Raw genomic sequence first — 17,360 nt, 5'->3', positions numbered from 1 at the left:
TCCTCAGCATAGAGAAGTCTTTCAAATCTTCTGTTCAAGCCGTTTCTCTTCAGAAACCTAACTCGTTAATAATACAATTTAAAAGATTTTTTAAATTTTACTCTTGACTCATGACTCATGACTTGCAACGAGAGGATCAAACCATCCAAGATATCACATTCACTGACGATTACCTCGCTTAGACCAATGCCTTTGAGAATCCCCAGAAGGATGAGGGCTCCAGCGATGATGACATCAGCTCGGGCTGGTTCCAAACCCTTGATTTCTTTTCGCCGTTCCAAGGGAAGACTCTTCAACCTTCCCAATATTTCTTTCACTCGATTGACGGGTAACTTCGATCCATGGATTTTATCCGAGTCGTAAACCTCCATATTCTGATCTATCGCCGAAAGGGTGGTGATGGTGCCGGCCACTCCCACGGCCACCAATTCTTTTTCGGTCCTCATTTTCACCAGGGCTTCTCGCGAGATTTCCATGACAAATCTTTGAAGGGCTTTGACCTCCCGATCCAATGGTGGATCGCTCCTTAAAAACATCTCAGTCAATCTAACGCAGCCGATATCCAAACTAAAAATCTCGGAAATTTTTTGGGTTTTTTCGAGTCTTCCCAGGATAAGTTCGGTACTTCCTCCTCCGATGTCGATGATCACGATCGGTCGATGATCGAAAGTCGCCCAGACAGGCGCTCGTATGGGCGGTTGACGAAGGATGTGGGTGGCGCCGAGAAAGGTGAGTTCCGCCTCATGTCTGCCCGTGAGGATATCCACATCGAAACCGATTTTTCTCCTAATTTGCATCAAAAAATCCCTTGCATTTCGGGCATCCCTCACTGCACTGGTTGCTGCGACCTTAACCCGGCTGGTACTATATTTTTTCAAGAGTTCCTTATAGTCGAAAAGTACTTTAAGGGTGCGATCCATTGCAGCTTGATTGATGAAGCCATTTTGATTAACACCCTCGCCCAGACGCGTGATTACCGCCTTCCTAAGCAGGGGTCTCAAACGACCGAGGGAACCAAGTTCGGCGATAAGAAGGCGGATGGAATTGGTGCCAATATCGATGGAGGCAAAATTCACTCCGACTCACACTCATTCTGACAGGAACTTATCTCGCCAATCTTCTTGTGAATCAACTCCCCAATGGGATTGATTCCAGTAGCCAAAAAGTGCGCATAATGGGCATGGAGGCACTTTATCTTCCTGAAATTGCGTACTCCACCCACGCCGGTTTCTAAGAGGACCTTTCCCTTTGTCGATGAGAGGGACATTCTGCTCGCCGGGGAAAGGAGTTGTTTGCGAAAGAGAAGATAACTCTCATGGGCCTGAACAAATTTTTGATATAGTTCTTCGTCCTTATCCAGCAAAGCTTGGAAGCGATCGATCCACCCCCCGCTCTCAAGCTTTGCGACCTCCTTAACTAAAACCGGACACGTGAGCCAAAAAACGGTGGGAAAAGGCGTTTTATCCTCCAAAATTGGATTGGTGAGGATAACTAAGGGACGTCCTTTGAAGCAATGTTTTGCCACCCCCAGCAGCCCTTGAGGTGGTCGTCTAAGTTGGCTGGTTATAATTTCTTTCTCCTTAGACAAATTTCCCTTCATCTCCAAATGAAAGTTTAAAAAGTACCCTCTCGGATACTTTTATCCCACTATTTATTATACCAGTTGATGCTTTAAGCTCGGTTTATCGCCATTGTACTTGGTTAAAGGAGGACATGTCAAGGAGGAAAAGATTTGGAGGAAAAATTTTCCAAAAAATCTTTATTCTTTCCCAAAAACTGGGTGAATTTTTCTTCTTCTTATTTGGTTTGACGGATTCCGTTCGAGCCTCATCCTCCTTTGGGGGAACAACCAAATAAGCGCTCTCGCCCGGCTTAATGAGTCCTAAATCCTTTCGAGCGAGTTGCTCTATATAGTCATCGGTTTTGAGGCGGGCGATTTCCTCCTTCAACACCTTATTCTTCGCCCTAAGTTCGGCTATATTTTCCCGTAACTTCTCCGACTCTCGCTTTTGCTCCAACCTCTCTTTCAAGGGATAAAGAGCCCATAGAAACATGAGAACAATAATGGTAACCAGAACGATGTGGGATCTTATAACGCTAAACCTCGTTCTGGGCTTTAATCTCCGGATCTTTGAACCCTTCCGTGATGGTTTGGTTCCTTTTCTTGCCCTCGTTTTCCGGTATCGCATATTTTTTACTCCACCCGATGGACTTTTATCAAATTTGTGGTTCCAGGGACGTTCACCAGAACACCGGCGGTTATGATCACCGTATCTCCCCTCTTAACCAATCTAGCTTTTACCGCTGCATCCACGGCCAAACTCAACATATCATCGATATTCTCGCTTGGTCTCACCTTCAATGGAACCACACCCCAGGAAAGCAAAAGCCGGTAAACTACCTCAGGGTTGGGACTTACGGCGATGATTGGTGCCTCCGGACGATATTTGGAGACCTGTCGCGCGGTGTATCCAGATTGAGTGGAGGTGATAATTGCTTTGGCCGTGAGGATACTGGCCAGGTGGCAGGCGGCGAAGGCGATCGCATCGGCGGTGGTGGCGTGCACCCAGCGACTCTTGGTCTCAAGTAATCCCGCATAATCGAGGACCGATTCCGTCCTCTCAATCAATTTGGTCATGATTCGCACGCTCTCGATGGGATAGCTCCCCACAGCCGTCTCCCCCGAGAGCATAACGGCATCTGTCCCATCGAAAATGGCATTGGCTACGTCACTTGCCTCAGCGCGCGTGGGACGGGGGGATCTCATCATCGAATCCAGCATCTGCGTCGCGGTGATCACCGGTTTCCCGGCTTTAATGACTCCATTTATCATTCTCTTCTGAACGATGGGGACTTCCTCGGTGGATATCTCCACGCCCAAATCTCCCCTTGCCACCATGATTCCATCCGAAACCTCTATTATTTCATCGATGTTTTTCACCGCTTCATGCTTTTCTATCTTTGCCATAACCGGTATGGAAGTATCCCTCTCCTCAATGAGTTTCTTCAAGGCCAAGACATCCTCCGCCTTCCTCACAAAAGAAAGAGCCACCCAATCCACACCTTGGTCTAGACCAAAAAATAGATCTTCCTTATCCTTCTGGGTTATGGAGGGTACACTCACCGTGACATCGGGAAGATTAACACCCTTGCGGGGAGAAAGCTCACCTCCGGTGATCACCTCACATTTAACATCGCTTTCTGTCCTTTCCTTGACCACGAGTTGGATGAGTCCATCATCTATGTAGATTGTATTCCCAGGTGAAATATCCTTAAGGATTTGAGGGAAATTGATGGAAACCCTTTCCTGATCACCTGGAACTCGTCGAGCGGTGAGGATGAATTGTGAGCCCGCTTTGAGATGAACTTTCCCGGCGTGAATTTCACCGATTCGAATCTTCGGTCCCTGTAAGTCGATCAAAATGGCAATGGGGATACCGAGTTCCTTTGCTATCCGGCGTAGGTTGGAGATATTTCTCGAATGGTACTCCTTGGAACCATAGGAGAAATTAAGGCGGGCGACATTCATTCCAGCTAGCATGAGTTCCTTTAAGATTTTTGGACTTTGGCTGGCTGGACCTATGGTGCAAACAATCTTGGTGCGACGCATTGTATCACCTTAGTCGGGAGTTAGTAGTCGGTAGTCGGGAGTAAACACACCATTCACTCCCCACTAACAGACTCCCGACTACAAACTGATATTATAGAAGGCATTCATGCCCGGATATTCCGCCGCATCTCCCAGCCTTTCCTCAATGCGAAGCAACTGATTATATTTACAAACCCTATCGGTGCGGGAGGGAGCGCCCGTCTTTATTTGCCCGGCGTTTGTAGCCACCGCAATATCGGCGATGGATGTATCCTCAGTTTCGCCAGACCGGTGAGAGATAACCGTCGTAAATTTGGACCTCTGAGCAAGATTTATGGTCTCGATGGTCTCCGTTAACGTGCCGATCTGATTGAGCTTAATGAGTATGGAGTTGGCAACCTCCCCTTTTATCCCTCTTTGCAACCGTTTTACATTTGTCACAAAAAGGTCATCGCCGACTATTTGGATCCTATCGCCCAATTTATCCGTCAGCAATTTCCAGCCATCCCAGTCCTCTTCGGCCATCCCGTCCTCGATGGAGATGATGGGATACTTTTTTACCAAATCTCGATAGTAGTCCACCATTTCACTTGGAGAGAACCGTTTACCTTCTCCGGCGAGAATATATTCTCCCTCTCGGTAGAATTCGGAGGCGGCGGAGTCTAAAGCCAGGTAGATTTCCTTGCCCGGAATATAACCCGCCCCATCGATTGCCTCCAGGATGACTTTGATTGCCTCCTCATTAGACTGAAGGTTTGGTGCAAATCCTCCCTCATCCCCCACCGATGTGCTCAAGTTTTTGCCCTTTAAGACCCTTTTGAGATGATGAAAGATTTCCACTCCCACTCGAAGAGCCTCTCTAAAACAATCAGCACCCACGGGTATTACCATGAATTCCTGAATATCAACATTGTTGTCGGCATGCCTTCCTCCATTTAAGATATTCATCATGGGAATGGGCAAAATGTGGGCATTTGGCCCTCCGATGTATTCATAGAGGGGAATATCCAAAGCATTGGCTGTTGCCTTTGCAACAGCCATGGATACGCCCAAAATCGCATTTGCCCCCAATTTACTCTTGTTCTCCGTGCCATCCAAATGTATGAGTTTAAGATCTATTTCTCGCTGAGCCAGAGCATCCATTCCCACTATGGTCGGGGCGATTATCTCATTTACGTTGCGTACCGCCTTAAGTACTCCTTCCCCCAAATATCTATCGCTGTCATCGTCTCGAAGCTCTAAAGCCTCAAAGGTCCCCGTGGAGGCCCCAGAGGGAACGGCGAACCTCCCCCATGAACCATCCTCTAAAAAAACTTCCACCTCAACGGTGGGGTTTCCTCGCGAATCTAGGATCTCCCTGGCAAAAACTCCAGTTATTGCTACCACCTCAATCGCCCCTTTTGCTCACTTTTCCAACCTTTTCTTCGCCTCTTCCCAGAGCTTATCCTGCTCCTTAAGGGAGAAATCCTTCAAATTTTTATCCTTGCTCCGAACCTCTTTCTCCATGTATTCAAAGCGGCGACAAAATTTATTGGCCACCCTTCTCAAGGCACTTTCTGGATCGATGTCCAAATGGCGTGCCACATTGACCACGGTGAACAAAAGGTCTCCCATTTCGTCCTCCAAGCCACCTTTCCCAGCCAGAGCCACCTTTAGTTCCCTAACTTCCTCTTCCAACTTATCTATGATATCTTCTTTCCTAGTCCAATCGAAGCCAACCAATGCAGCTTTTCCCTGAAGCTTGAGGGCATAAAGAAGCGCCGGTAATGACCTTGGGATATCCGCCAGGAGGGATTCTTTCTCACTTTCTTTTTCCTTGATCTCTTCCCAATGAGCGATAACTTCCCGCGAAGATGTCACTTTAACATCAGCGAAGATATGAGGATGACGTCTTATGAGCTTCGAGATGATATCCTCCAAAACATCCTCAATGGTGAATTTCTCCTCTTCTGTGGCAATTTGGGCATGGAAAACTATCTGCAGCAGTAGATCACCAAGTTCTTCTTTGAGATGGGTAAAATCCTCCCGGTCTATGGCTTCTATGGTCTCGTAGGCTTCTTCGATGAGATGGCGTTTTAAAGACCTGTGGGTTTGCTCTTTATCCCAAGGGCAGCCCGAAGGACCCCTTAACTTGGACATTATCTCAACTAGCTTTTCAAAAGTGTAATTATCCTTCATATCTACAAACCCACTTCAGATCGGGAATATAAGTTCACCGTTCACCGTGAAAAATTGAGTTGGTTCTGAGCTTCCGAGCTACTGAGCTATGAGCTTTACATCGTTCACCGTAAAAATTAAGTGTTACCAATGCGCATGAACCTTACACCTAGAACCTTGAACCTTGAACTCACTAGATGTAAATCTTAATTTTCGCCTTCTTTCTCAATTTTTTAACCCAGGCTTGATACTTTTTCGTTTGTCTCTCTCGGAGCAACTCCTGCTTGGCTTGATCCTTTACCTCTTCGAAGGATTTTTGGTGTTCGGTTTTTTTCTCCTCTAATTTTATGATGTGAAAACCATACTGTGTTTTGACCACATCACTTATTTCCCCAGGATTAAGTCGAAAGGCGGCATCAGCAAACTCCGGAGCCAATTGCTCCCTGGCCATCCAGTCCAAGCTTCCACCTTGATCCTTAGTTGCTTTATCCATCGAATATTTTTTGGCTAACTCGCCAAAATCCTCACCGTCTTTCAGTTTTTTCAAAATATCCTTTGCCTCTTTCTCGCTTCCCAAAAGAATGTGTCTCGTTTTTACTTTTTCGGGTTCCTTGAATCTATTCTTATTCTTTTCATAGTACTCCGCCATTTCTTCCTCGCTTACCTCAATGCCCTTTGTGACCTTGGTCCAGATTTTATCCATGAGAAGTTGCTCTCTTAAGCGTACTTTAAACTTACTCGGAGTCAGCCCGGCTTTTTTGAGGGCCTCTTCAAAGGACTTTGTGGAAGGGAACATCTTCTTCATTTGGTTATATCGGGATTCGACCTCTTTTTCGGAGACCCTGATGCCCTGCTTTTTTGCTTCCTGGATGCCGAGTTCTTTTTCTATCATGGAATCGAGAATATTCTTTTTGAAAGTCTTCTCGTATTCTTTACCCTTGGCTCCCTTAAATAACTCTGCGTGCTTGGCCTTCAAAACTTCAAGTTCCTTTTCTACCTCACTTAAGTATATCTTCTCGTCGTTCACCGTCGCTGCCACCTTCTTAGCACAGCCACAAAAGCTCGTGGCGAAAAGAACTAATAAAATTAATAGAGCAAATCCTTTCTTCACTTTTCCTCCTTTACAACCTCAACTTCTGGATAGATGGGTGTATTATATCACTAAATAATCGCACCAGGAAAGATAAAATCTCACTTGCATCGATGCGAATTAAAAGGGTCTTGAGGTGTGGTTTGTACATTAAATTCGGATATTTTCTCTGCAATGCGACGGCTCTACCCTTGGTCAAATAAAGCTCGTGCAACATGAGCCGGTTTTCTTTCCAAGAAATGTTCGATACTCTCGCCTCCTGAGCCAGAGCTTTTATCCTGCAAATCTCGACCAAATTCTGAACCACCCTGGGCAGGGGACCGTATCTATCCTGGAGTTCCTCCTTAACCTCTCGGGCCTGGTCTAAAGCCTGGATGGAGGCTATGCGCCGGTAAGCTTCTATCCTTAGGATTTCTTCCCTTATGTACTCCTCCGGGATATATGCCTTTACCGGAAGATTGATGCGCACCTCAAGAAGTTTCTTCACGGGTTTGCCCTTGAGTTGCTCTATAGCTTGGCGTAAAAGTTGGCAATAGAGATCGAAGCCCACGGCCTGCAAATAACCATGCTGTTCGGGACCCAATAGATTTCCAGCACCTCGTATCTCCAGGTCACGAAGGGCAATTTTAAGACCCGATCCCAATTCCGTGAGTTCCCCGATAGTTTTCAATCTATCACAAGCCGTCGAGGTCAAAGGTATGTCTCGATTGAAGAAAAAATAAGCGTAGGCGCGATGATTTGATCTACCAACCCTTCCCCGCAACTGATAAAGTTGAGTGAGACCGAGTTCTTGAGCTTCCTCAACAATTAAGGTATTTACGGATGGAATATCTATTCCCGCTTCAATTATGGTGGTACATACAAGGACGTCATATTTTTTGTCCAAGAAATCCAACATCACCTTCTCCAACTCACGCTGGGGCATTTGTCCATGGGCAACGGCCACCTTAGCCATGGGTGCGAGTCCCTTAACCCTTTGGGCTACCTTGTCGATGGTTTCCACCCTGTTATAAACGTAGTAAATCTGACCGCACCTTTCGAGTTCCCTCCGGATGGCCTCCCTCACCATTGTCTCATCGTATTCCCCCACATAGGTGAGGATTGGATATCGATCTTCGGGTGGAGTGTTGATGATGCTCAAGTCCCTGATCCCACTGAGGGACATCTGTAAAGTTCGAGGGATGGGCGTGGCGCTTAAAGTCAGTACATCCACGGTCTTTTTGAGATTCCTCAAATGTTCCTTATGGGCCACGCCAAAACGCTGCTCGTCATCGATGATCACGAGACCGAGATTCTTGGGAACGACATCCCGTTGAAGCAATCGATGAGTTCCTATGAGCACATCGATCTTGCCTTCGGCAAACCGCTTTAAAATGTCCCTCTGTTCCCTAGGCAATTTAAATCTGCTTAAACACTCCATGATTATGGGAAAGGAGGAAAATCTCGACTGGAAGGTGTTGAAGTGTTGTTGGACGAGGATGGTGGTGGGAGCTAAGACCATCACCTGTTTCCCATCCATTATGGCTTTAAAGGAAGCTCTGATGGCCACTTCGGTCTTCCCATAGCCCACATCTCCGCAGATGAGCCTATCCATAGGCTTGGATGTTTCCATATCTTCCTTGACCTCAGCAACCGCCTTTAATTGATCGGGTGTTTCATCATAGGGGAAGGAATCCTCAAGCTCCCTTTGCCAGGGACTATCGGGTGAGAAGGAAAATCCCTGGACTTGGGCTCGTTCGGCATAGAGGGTCAAAAGGTCAAAGGCCAACTTCTTGACGGATCTCTTGACCCTTCTTTTCACCTTTATCCAATCGCCTCCACCCAGCCGGGAGAGGGGAGGAGGCTGAACATCTGAACCAATATACTTGGAGATTTTATCCATTTGATCCACGCGGACCTTAAGTTTTCCATCCGCATATTCGAGAACCAGACAGTCCCAAACCGCATCGCCAATTTTCTCCCTCACCAGCCCGGCATATCGAGCAATTCCATGATTTGCGTGAACCACCAAGTCCCCCTGCTTAAGATCCATATAGCTAGTAATGGGAATAGCCTCAACGGTTCGCCTTTCTATCCTTCGCTCATATCTCTTGGCAAAGATGTCGCCTTCGCTTAAGACGCAGAGTCTCAAAGAGGGAATGATGAACCCCTCACCCAAATCTCCAAGAGTTATGCCTATTTCTCCTGGGATAATCGACGCTTTTTCAAGAGAAAGGGAGGGGCACGTCCCCAATTCCTCTAAAATTTCCAACATTCGTCGAGCTTGCCCTTTATCGCGGAGTACAATTACGGCGGCATATTTATCCTTATGGAATTTTTTCAGCAGCTCCGCTAGTCGATCGAACCTCCCCAAGATGGGTTCCACAGGCAAGGATTTGAACTGGATGGTCTCTTTCGGACCTTTTACCTTAATGGAGATGAAATCCAATCGTCCATCAAGAGAGGCGAATAAATCTTTGGGGGAAATGAAGTAAGGAACCGGAGGAGACGGGATATTGAGCGTGGATATGGCTTCCCCTAAGTAATCCAACTGCTGTCGATGGAACCTCTCCAATTCCTCCTCGATCTCCGTGGTCTCATCGAGAATTATTGAACATCCCCGGGGGAGAAAATCGAAGAGAGTGCTAAGTTGATCGTAAAGGAAGGGGATATACCGCTCGACACCTTCGAAATAGGTGAGGTTCTGGAGTCTGTCGATATCCTCCTTCCAATTGGGCAGTGCCGGTTGATTTCCCATGAAATCCAAGGCTTTTTTCACATTTTCGGGAGTTAGAACGAATTCTCTGCACGGAAAAATGAGAGTTCTATCGAGAGTGGAGATCGAACGCTGGGTGGAAATCGCGAACTCTCGCATGGAATCCACCTCATCTCCAAAGAACTCAATTCTCAATGGGTGCCGCAGGTTGCCCGGAAAGACGTCGACTATTCCTCCCCTGACGCTGAATTCCCCCCTGCCCTCGACCATATAGGTTCTCTTATAACCTTTCTTGAGAAGATCTTCGATGAAGTGATATAAATCTAGCTTTATACCCACTTCCAAGACTATGGGTTTGGGAATGGACTTGCGAGGTGGGAGCCTCTGCATGAGACTTTGGACGGCGGTGGTGATTACGACGAGCGATTTATTTTCCAAAAGATATAAGATTTCCAACCTCTTTGCAATGATCTCTTTATTCGGTGAAATCCTCTCCCAGGGAAGAATCTCCCAATCGAGAAAGTGATGTACGGCTGAAGCGGGAAGAAAATTCCTCACATCCTTGGCAAATCTCTGGGCCCTCTCAACGTTGGATGTTACCACGAGTAGAGGCCGTTGTAGGGATTTAAAAAGCATCGCTACAAGATAGGGACGCAGTGGACTTGGTATAGAAACGTTGATGCCCTCTTGAGCTTGGATGGCGTCCCTCAAGCGCTTAAAGCTTCTATTCTTTTCCCATAGCGAAAGCAAAGGTTCTAAATTCATTTTGGTTCACCTTATAAGTTCACAGTTCACTACATGGTTCACCGTTGACCGTTTCTCTCTTGACTTTTGACTCTTGACTTATCCCTTTTCACTGCCTTTTTCAACTTCTATTATACTCGCTCATGGCTCTTTCCACGCCCCATCTTATGATGGCCAAAACTGCAGCCACAGCTCGATCGATGGCGGGATCGATAATATCCCATTGTCTCTCGGTGAAGGGATTGAGAACATATTTTGCCGGATCCTGCCTTCCCGGTGGACGACCAATTCCAATGCGGACCCTGGTGAACTCATCCGTTTTCAAATGAACTATTATGGAATCCAGACCGCGGTGTCCACCGGTCCCTCCCCCCGCCTTGATTCTAACCACCCCCAAGGACAAATCTAAATCGTCGTGCACCACTATTAATCGAGAGGGAGAGAGATTGAAAAAATCCAAAAGAGCCTTTATGCTCTTCCCACTTAAATTCATAAAGGTCAAAGGCTTAGCCAAGATAACTTCCTCCTCGTCTATCCTCGCCCTTCCAAATTCAGCTCGTATGAAGCTACTAGTGGGTGGAAATTCATTAATGGTGATGTCTAGATTCTGAGCCAATCTATCAATGACCAAATGGCCCAAGTTATGCCGGGTATCACGATATCGCTCGCCGGGATTACCCAGTCCCGCAACGAGAAATCCCACGGATCTGAGAGACATCTTTCCCTCCAAATTTAAAGCACCCTTACGGGTGCCTTTTGCAATTAAGTGATTACCAAATTACGATGAGCGATGTAGTTCGGTTATTCTTCCTTCTTCCCTTCTTTTTTCTCTTCTTCCTTTACCATTTCGGCTTCAGCAGGTACCTCTTCCTCTACCTCTTCTTCCTCAGCAACCTCTTTTACAATAGCCGTTGGAGGAACTATCGACACTAAAACCTCATCTGGACTAGTAAGTATCTCAACGCCTTCGGGCTTGGGTAGGTCGGATACCCTAACCGCATCACCGATCCCCAGGGCACTCACATCGACCTCGATGCAGTCAGGCAAATCCTTCGGTAAAGCTTCCACCTCCACTTCCCACAATCCATGCTGAAGCACTCCCCCTTCTTTTACCCCGGGGGCTTCTCCAACAATGGTTATGGGTACCATGGTAGAAATCTTTTCATCCATGGCGATCTTCTGGAAATCTATATGGAGATAGAAATCCTTGAGGGGATCCCTCTGAATTTCTTTAATGATCGCAGTACAGTCCTTCCTGTCGACCCCGACTCGTCGGGGCGGACGGGAAGGGTCTCCTCTATCCCCTTCGACCTTTAACTTCACAATAACATTTAAGCCCTCGGATCGGATGAGATGGATAAAATCCCGAACATCGACTGCCAAAGGATAAGATTCAATTCCCTCACCATATAGAACGGCGGGAATTTCGCCCACTGTTCTAAGCTTTCTCGACGCACCCTTGCCGGTATCTCTGCGTCTCGCTTTAAGCTCTATTATCTTCATCCGCATTCAACCCCTTCTAAAATTACCACTTAACTATATTATACCTGATCATCTCCTCCCAACAATTCACTCACCGACTTATCCTCATGAACATTTACGATCGTTTTGGCAAATAGGGGAGCTATGGACACCACCTTGAATTTTTTAATCCGTTTTTTCTGGGGTACCGGTATGGTGTTGGTGACCACGACTTCCTTGATCAGTGAGGATCCCAATTTCTCCACTGCAGACCCGGAAAGCACAGGATGAGTGGCACAGGCATATATTTCGGTGGCTCCATGGTCTTTAAGCGTCTGTGCGCCTCCAACCATGGTTCCCGCGGTGTCTATGATATCATCTATTAACAGGGTCACCTTCCCCTTAACTTTCCCAATCACGTGTGTAGTTTCGGAAACATTATGTGCCGGTCGGGTCTTATGCAAAATGGCGATATCCGCATTTAATCTATCCGAATATCTCTTGGCTGTTTTCACCCGTCCCACGTCGGGTGAAACAACAACCAGATTTTCTAGCCTCTTTTCCTGGAAATAATCAGCCAAGATTGGGACCGCGGTCAGGTGATCCACCGGAACATCAAAGAATCCCTGAGTTTGCCCCGCATGGATGTCCATGGAAATCATCCTATCTATGCCCGCCACACTGAGGACATCTGCCACCAATTTTGCGGTTATCGGCTCTCTGGCCAATGTTTTCTTATCTTGCCTTGCATAACCGTAGTAGGGAATAACCGCCGATATTCTCTCAGCGGAGGCTCTCTTCAGGGCATCTATCATGATCAATAATTCCATTAAATTCTCATTTATGGGAGCGCATAAAGATTGAATAACAAAAACATCAGCTCCTCGGACACTTTCTAGATATCTTACGTAGATCTCGCCGTCGCTAAATCGATGGAGTTTAATCTTGCCCAGTTCTATCCCAATATACTGGGCGATCTCCTGACCAAGATCGAGATTGGCGCTTCCAGAAAATACCATCAGCCTAAAATTATGGGACATGATTTATTCCTCGCTTTTTAAGTCCTTCCCTTTTGCCTTTTGCCTTTTCTTTTTTCGCTTTTTGGACCAGTCCCTGATCACCTTCTGTTTGGAGCGCTCCACTGCCAGACTATCGTCTGGAACATCTTGGGCTATCGCAGAACCAGCTCCTGTCGCGGCATTCTTCCCAATTTTTACCGGAGCAATCAACATGGTATCACTACCAATGAATGCGCCATCTTCGATTATAGTCTTATACTTTCGAATTCCATCATAATTACAGGTTATCGTGCCTGCTCCAATGTTCACATCCTCGCCTATCGTTGCATCTCCGATGTAACTTAGATGGGGGACCTTGCTTTTTCGCCCGATATCACTGCCCTTTACCTCGACAAAGGTTCCTATCTTCGCCCCTTTCTTTATTCGAGTACCCGGTCTTAGCGAACAGAAAGGTCCCAGTCGAACTCCATCTTCGATTATGCTTTCCCTTATCACCCCGTTACGGATCTCAACCTCATCTCCAACCTGTGCATCGATGAGATGTGCCCAGGGACCAATGGTGCAATTTCGACCCACGGAGGTGGATCCCTCAAGGAGGGTGAAGGGATAGATCAGCGTATCCTGACCCAAAGTTACGTCTGGGCCAACGAAGGTGGAAAGGGGATCAATGAAGGTAACTCCTTCCTCCATCCACCCGTTTATGATCCTCTCGCGCATAATCCCCTCTGCTTTAGCTAGTTCTCTTCTGGAATTTACCCCGAGAACCTCGCACCCGTCGCTTACGGAATGAGTGGCAATTTTTTCTCCCCTGGATTTTAATATCCCGATGACATCGGTTAAATAAAATTCCCGCTGCTCATTTTCGCGAGTGAGTTCAGGAAGAGTGACAAATAATTTCTTTGCATCAAAGCAGTATGTTCCGGAGTTAATCTCACAGATTTTTTGCTGCTTAAAGGTGGCATCCTTCTCCTCCACGATCCCGGCAACCAATCCCTTTTTATCGCGGATTATCCTTCCATAACCCGCTGGATCCTTTAGCACCGTGGTAAGTATAGTAGCCGCTGCTTTACTTTCCCTGTGAATATCGATTAGCTTGCGTAAAGTCTCGGATTTGAGGAGAGGGGTATCGCCACAAAGGACAAGCAGCGTGCCATCAAAATCACCGATGACCGATTCGGCAACTCTAACGGCGTGACCCGTTCCCAACTGCTGCTCTTGAATTACGATCTCAGCATCATCTTTTACATGCGAAGTCACCTGATGCGCTCCGTATCCGATTACCGCTACCATTCCCCGAGGATTGAGTTCCTTGGCCGTTTCCACCACATACTTTACCATGGGCTTGCCACAAATTTGGTGAAGAACCTTTGGGAGGGAGGATTTCATTCGAGTTCCTTCACCAGCAGCTAATATGACCACAACCAGCTTCACCTTAATGCCTCCAAAACTAAAAAAGCTCTCAATCAAAAAGCTGGGGCGGCAGGATTCGAACCTTCTCGTCGCTTCGCGACATTCCTAGGGGGACTCCGTCCCCCTGAGGACGCTCGCCTTCCGGCTCGCTGTCACCCCCTATTACAAAAACAGTCAAAAGTCAACCGCTCACTAAGTTCACTGATCATAAGTCAATAATTTTTCATCTATGGCTCTTGACTTTTGACTCTTCACTGGTTTTATAGCTGGGGCGGCAGGATTCGAACCTGCGAATGGCGGATCCAAAGTCCGCTGTGTTACCGCTTCACCACGCCCCATGATACATAATTTTAATATACTTGGATACAAATACCTAATCAAGGGTTTCATGCTTTCAACAGTTTGCGAAGACAGTATAGTTTAGGCTCCATAAAGTGTCAAACTCGCCTTTGGCCTTGACCTTTATATTTAATATTGAATGGAAGAGGACATCATTAGATTAGGAATCCACTATCGCGATGGCTGAAATTTCAACTTTTGCCCCCTTGGGAAGATTGGATACCTCCATGGTCTCCCGAGCCGGTGCTTCCTGCTTGAAAAATTCCTGAAATACGGAGTTGACGGTGGCAAAATCGTTGATATCCTTCAGAAAAACGGAAATTTTGACCACCTTCGCCAAAGAACTATCCCCAGCCACCAGGATTGCTTCCAAATTCCTCAAAACTTGCCTCGTTTGTTCCTCGATACTTCCCTCAACGATCTCCCCGGTCAAGTGGCGCAGCGGTATCTGCCCTGAGACAAAAATAAAGCCATTGGCTTTTATGGCTTGGGAGTAAGGACCCACCGGTAGGGGAGCATCTTCGGTGATTATTACAACTTTCATTACTCCTCCTTTCTAGACAATATTCTCCTCACGAGTTCTAAATCGCTATCCTTATCGACATCCACACCTATTTCTGGAAAGGGTGTGATGATCGCACATCCCCTGGTCCGGATGAGGTGAGATGCCTTCTCCTCTAATTCCCCTATAGTTAATCTCCGGAATAAAAATTTTAAGATAAATCTGAATCCCAATACCCGAACCAATTGAAAGGGACTTTTTCGAAGATTATACAATCTTTCCAGAAGCTCTCTATTATCCCTTATGACCTGAGGATCAATCAAAGCTATATTCCCTCCGGTGAATGTACCTTCCTTGAGAGCGGCGTAGGTCCTTTTGGTACCGGGAAAGCGCTTTTCGACTTCTTCTCGGGAGATGATGGGATAATAGACGCGGCTTTCTCTCCCTAAGCATCGGTTCAGAAAATCACCTATAGCCTCCGGGGTGATTAAAGGAATATCCGAGGAGAGCACGAGTATCAGTTGATCCTTGCCCAAATATTCCATTCCAGCTTCAATATTTTCGGTCAAGGAACCATCCTTGAACAAAACCCGATCAACCCTTTGAGCCCAATTTCCCAAAGGGGCATTGGAGGGGATGACCACGACCATTCTTCCAATTTGCGGACAATCCTTAAGTACATCTATTACGTACTCGATCATGGGTTTTCCCCCTATCTCTATGAGCGCTTTGGATACCTTATCCTCGCCCGATATGCCCTTCAAGCTTCCTCCGGCTAATATAAGGGCGTCTACCTTCATTCCAAACGCCCCCTAGCTTTGAATCTTTCCCACTATTTGCTCAAAAATGTTTTAGCCTCTCTCGGTTCTTGCCTTGCTCGAGGATGTCCACTCCTTGCGTATAAAAGGCAGTGGTAATGACCCTGGGGCAAATCTTGCCCAGCTCACCGGCGACCTTCTTAGTCATCGTCTCCGAATCGACTATCGCAAATACACTGGGTCCGCTACCAGTCATCAAGGCACCCAATGCCCCCGCTGAGATGGCAGTCTCCTTAAGTCTCCGTACCTCAGGGTGGTGACGAAACACGGGTCTCTCCAAAATATTGGCTAAATTTGAGCAGATTTCCTTCATGTCCTTGTCGTGTATCGCTTTAAGGATTAAGAAAAGTCTCGAAAGAGGAGCGGTATCGCCTTGGTCAAACTCCGAATACACCCGAGGAGTGGGTAATTCAAAGGAGGGTCTGGCGATAACCACGGAGGCTCTGGGAAGATCTGGAAGGGGAGTAAGCCTTTCGCCTTTACCCTCAACGAGGACCGTTCCTCCTCTCACACAAAAGGGGACATCTGACCCCAAATCCTCTCCCAATTTTTGAAGCCGATCGAGGGAGAGATTGAGATCCCACAAAAGATTTAAACCAATTAAAATGGCTGCGGCATCGGCGCTTCCACCCCCAAGACCAGCAGCCACTGGGATATTTTTAATGAGTTTAATTAGAGCACCCCGCTTTATTTTGTAACGTTCTTGGAGGAGCTTCGCAGCCTGCCATATTAGATTCCTATCCGGTGAAAGGAAAGAGGAGTCGCATATAACCTCGGTCCTTGAGTGCTCGAAAATCAAAAGAGTATCCGAGAGTTCGAGAGTTTGCATGATGGATTGTATATCATGATACCCATCGGCACGTCTTCCTAAAATATCCAAATATAAGTTTATCTTGGCGTACGCTTTAAGCTTGAGGGATTTCACCATTACCCTCCTTTACGTCGCTTCGCGACGTTCCTACCAGTACGTGGGGAATCAAAGAACTGGACGGCAAGGTCGATCCCCTTGATTTGTCCGCATAAATGAAAGAGCACAGATAACTGTGCTCTTTAAGAATATCTTGGATTATTTAAAAATTAATGAAGCCATGGAAGAATCTTTTCTCCACTTTGAGGATGAGTGAGTTCTACGGTTTTGGTCAACACATCAGCATAACTATATGAGACCCGCCTTGACCTGTTCCTTTTCTCCTCCACCCTCACCACAAAAAGATTGGGATGGGTTTCCTCAAGTACACCTTCCCTCTCTACAATCTTACATCGACCGATATTGGCACGGAGCTTCATTTTAGTACCCACAAAGCATTCAAGATCGCTTCTAATGCGATCAACAATCTCCGTTCGAGGTATCTTGGAAATATTCATTTCCCTCTCCTAAAAAAATTCAAGCTCATAATAACCCAAATAGTTGGAAAAATCAAGCATTCCGAGCCTGTGGTAGCGTTCTAACGATTGGTGATTCGCCTTTCGGAACCCACCACCTTGGTAGACTGGATTACATTCTCTTCAGTTTAACATATGCCAAGTGAGCTTCTT

16 protein-coding genes and 1 tRNA gene are annotated in these 17,360 nt (G+C 46.6%); all 17 read right to left on the bottom strand.

All coding sequences use genetic code 11. The features are described from left to right. Positions 1-65 precede the first annotated feature (65 nt). The gene (locus tag QMD66_07015; protein ID MDI6822587.1) at positions 66-1,076 is read right to left on the bottom strand and encodes a Ppx/GppA phosphatase family protein; all 1,011 of its coding nucleotides are present in this window, start codon (positions 1,074-1,076) and stop codon (positions 66-68) included. Beyond that, the gene (locus QMD66_07010; GenBank protein MDI6822586.1) at positions 1,073-1,588 is read right to left on the bottom strand and encodes a DUF501 domain-containing protein; all 516 of its coding nucleotides are present in this window, start codon (positions 1,586-1,588) and stop codon (positions 1,073-1,075) included. Before QMD66_07010 ends, QMD66_07015 begins: the two co-directional genes overlap by 4 nt. Before the next feature lie 94 nt (positions 1,589-1,682). Then, positions 1,683-2,189: a septum formation initiator family protein gene (locus QMD66_07005; protein MDI6822585.1), complete on the bottom strand. Its 507-nt coding sequence runs from the start codon at positions 2,187-2,189 to the stop codon at positions 1,683-1,685. A 5-nt stretch (positions 2,190-2,194) separates the two neighbouring features. Continuing rightward, positions 2,195-3,610 (bottom strand): pyruvate kinase, encoded by a 1,416-nt coding sequence (gene pyk / locus QMD66_07000; protein MDI6822584.1) that lies wholly within the window; start codon positions 3,608-3,610, stop codon positions 2,195-2,197. Positions 3,611-3,688: 78 nt separating this feature from the next. Continuing rightward, positions 3,689-4,975 carry a phosphopyruvate hydratase gene (gene eno, locus QMD66_06995; protein MDI6822583.1) on the bottom strand — a complete coding sequence of 429 codons (1,287 nt, stop codon included), beginning with the start codon at positions 4,973-4,975 and terminating at the stop codon, positions 3,689-3,691. Between the two features lie 18 nt (positions 4,976-4,993). Continuing rightward, positions 4,994-5,767: a nucleoside triphosphate pyrophosphohydrolase gene (mazG, locus tag QMD66_06990; GenBank protein ID MDI6822582.1), complete on the bottom strand. Its 774-nt coding sequence runs from the start codon at positions 5,765-5,767 to the stop codon at positions 4,994-4,996. Positions 5,768-5,939: 172 nt separating this feature from the next. After that, positions 5,940-6,857 (bottom strand): peptidylprolyl isomerase, encoded by a 918-nt coding sequence (locus QMD66_06985; protein ID MDI6822581.1) that lies wholly within the window; start codon positions 6,855-6,857, stop codon positions 5,940-5,942. 10 nt (positions 6,858-6,867) lie between these two features. Continuing rightward, on the bottom strand, positions 6,868-10,296 hold the full coding sequence (mfd, locus tag QMD66_06980) for a transcription-repair coupling factor (protein ID MDI6822580.1): 3,429 nt from the start codon (positions 10,294-10,296) through the stop codon (positions 6,868-6,870). A gap of 100 nt (positions 10,297-10,396) precedes the next feature. Continuing rightward, positions 10,397-10,993 carry an aminoacyl-tRNA hydrolase gene (gene pth, locus QMD66_06975; protein ID MDI6822579.1) on the bottom strand — a complete coding sequence of 199 codons (597 nt, stop codon included), beginning with the start codon at positions 10,991-10,993 and terminating at the stop codon, positions 10,397-10,399. 83 nt (positions 10,994-11,076) lie between these two features. Further along, positions 11,077-11,778 carry a 50S ribosomal protein L25 gene (locus tag QMD66_06970; protein MDI6822578.1) on the bottom strand — a complete coding sequence of 234 codons (702 nt, stop codon included), beginning with the start codon at positions 11,776-11,778 and terminating at the stop codon, positions 11,077-11,079. A gap of 38 nt (positions 11,779-11,816) precedes the next feature. Further along, positions 11,817-12,776, bottom strand: coding sequence for a ribose-phosphate pyrophosphokinase (locus QMD66_06965; protein ID MDI6822577.1), 960 nt, complete (start codon positions 12,774-12,776; stop codon positions 11,817-11,819). Positions 12,777-12,779: 3 nt separating this feature from the next. Then, positions 12,780-14,186, bottom strand: a complete 1,407-nt coding sequence (gene glmU, locus QMD66_06960) for a bifunctional UDP-N-acetylglucosamine diphosphorylase/glucosamine-1-phosphate N-acetyltransferase GlmU (protein MDI6822576.1) — start codon at positions 14,184-14,186, stop codon at positions 12,780-12,782. A gap of 245 nt (positions 14,187-14,431) precedes the next feature. After that, positions 14,432-14,503: transfer RNA gene (locus tag QMD66_06955), tRNA-Gln, on the bottom strand. Between the two features lie 161 nt (positions 14,504-14,664). Further along, complete coding sequence (locus tag QMD66_06950) at positions 14,665-15,048, bottom strand: RidA family protein (GenBank protein MDI6822575.1); 384 nt, start codon at positions 15,046-15,048, stop codon at positions 14,665-14,667. After that, positions 15,048-15,806 (bottom strand): nucleotidyltransferase family protein, encoded by a 759-nt coding sequence (locus QMD66_06945; GenBank protein MDI6822574.1) that lies wholly within the window; start codon positions 15,804-15,806, stop codon positions 15,048-15,050. Before QMD66_06945 ends, QMD66_06950 begins: the two co-directional genes overlap by 1 nt. Before the next feature lie 40 nt (positions 15,807-15,846). After that, entirely contained in the window at positions 15,847-16,749 is a 903-nt protein-coding gene (gene ispE, locus QMD66_06940) for a 4-(cytidine 5'-diphospho)-2-C-methyl-D-erythritol kinase (protein ID MDI6822573.1), read from the bottom strand. Between the two features lie 152 nt (positions 16,750-16,901). Continuing rightward, entirely contained in the window at positions 16,902-17,189 is a 288-nt protein-coding gene (locus QMD66_06935; protein ID MDI6822572.1) for a Veg family protein, read from the bottom strand. Between the last annotated feature and the right edge of the window lie 171 nt (positions 17,190-17,360).

This window comes from Actinomycetota bacterium (assembly GCA_030018275.1).
Classification (GTDB): Bacteria; Actinomycetota; Aquicultoria; order Subteraquimicrobiales; family Subteraquimicrobiaceae; genus Subteraquimicrobium.
Note: the sequence above shows the minus strand (reverse complement) of the source record. Positions and strands in the feature narration are given on the sequence as shown.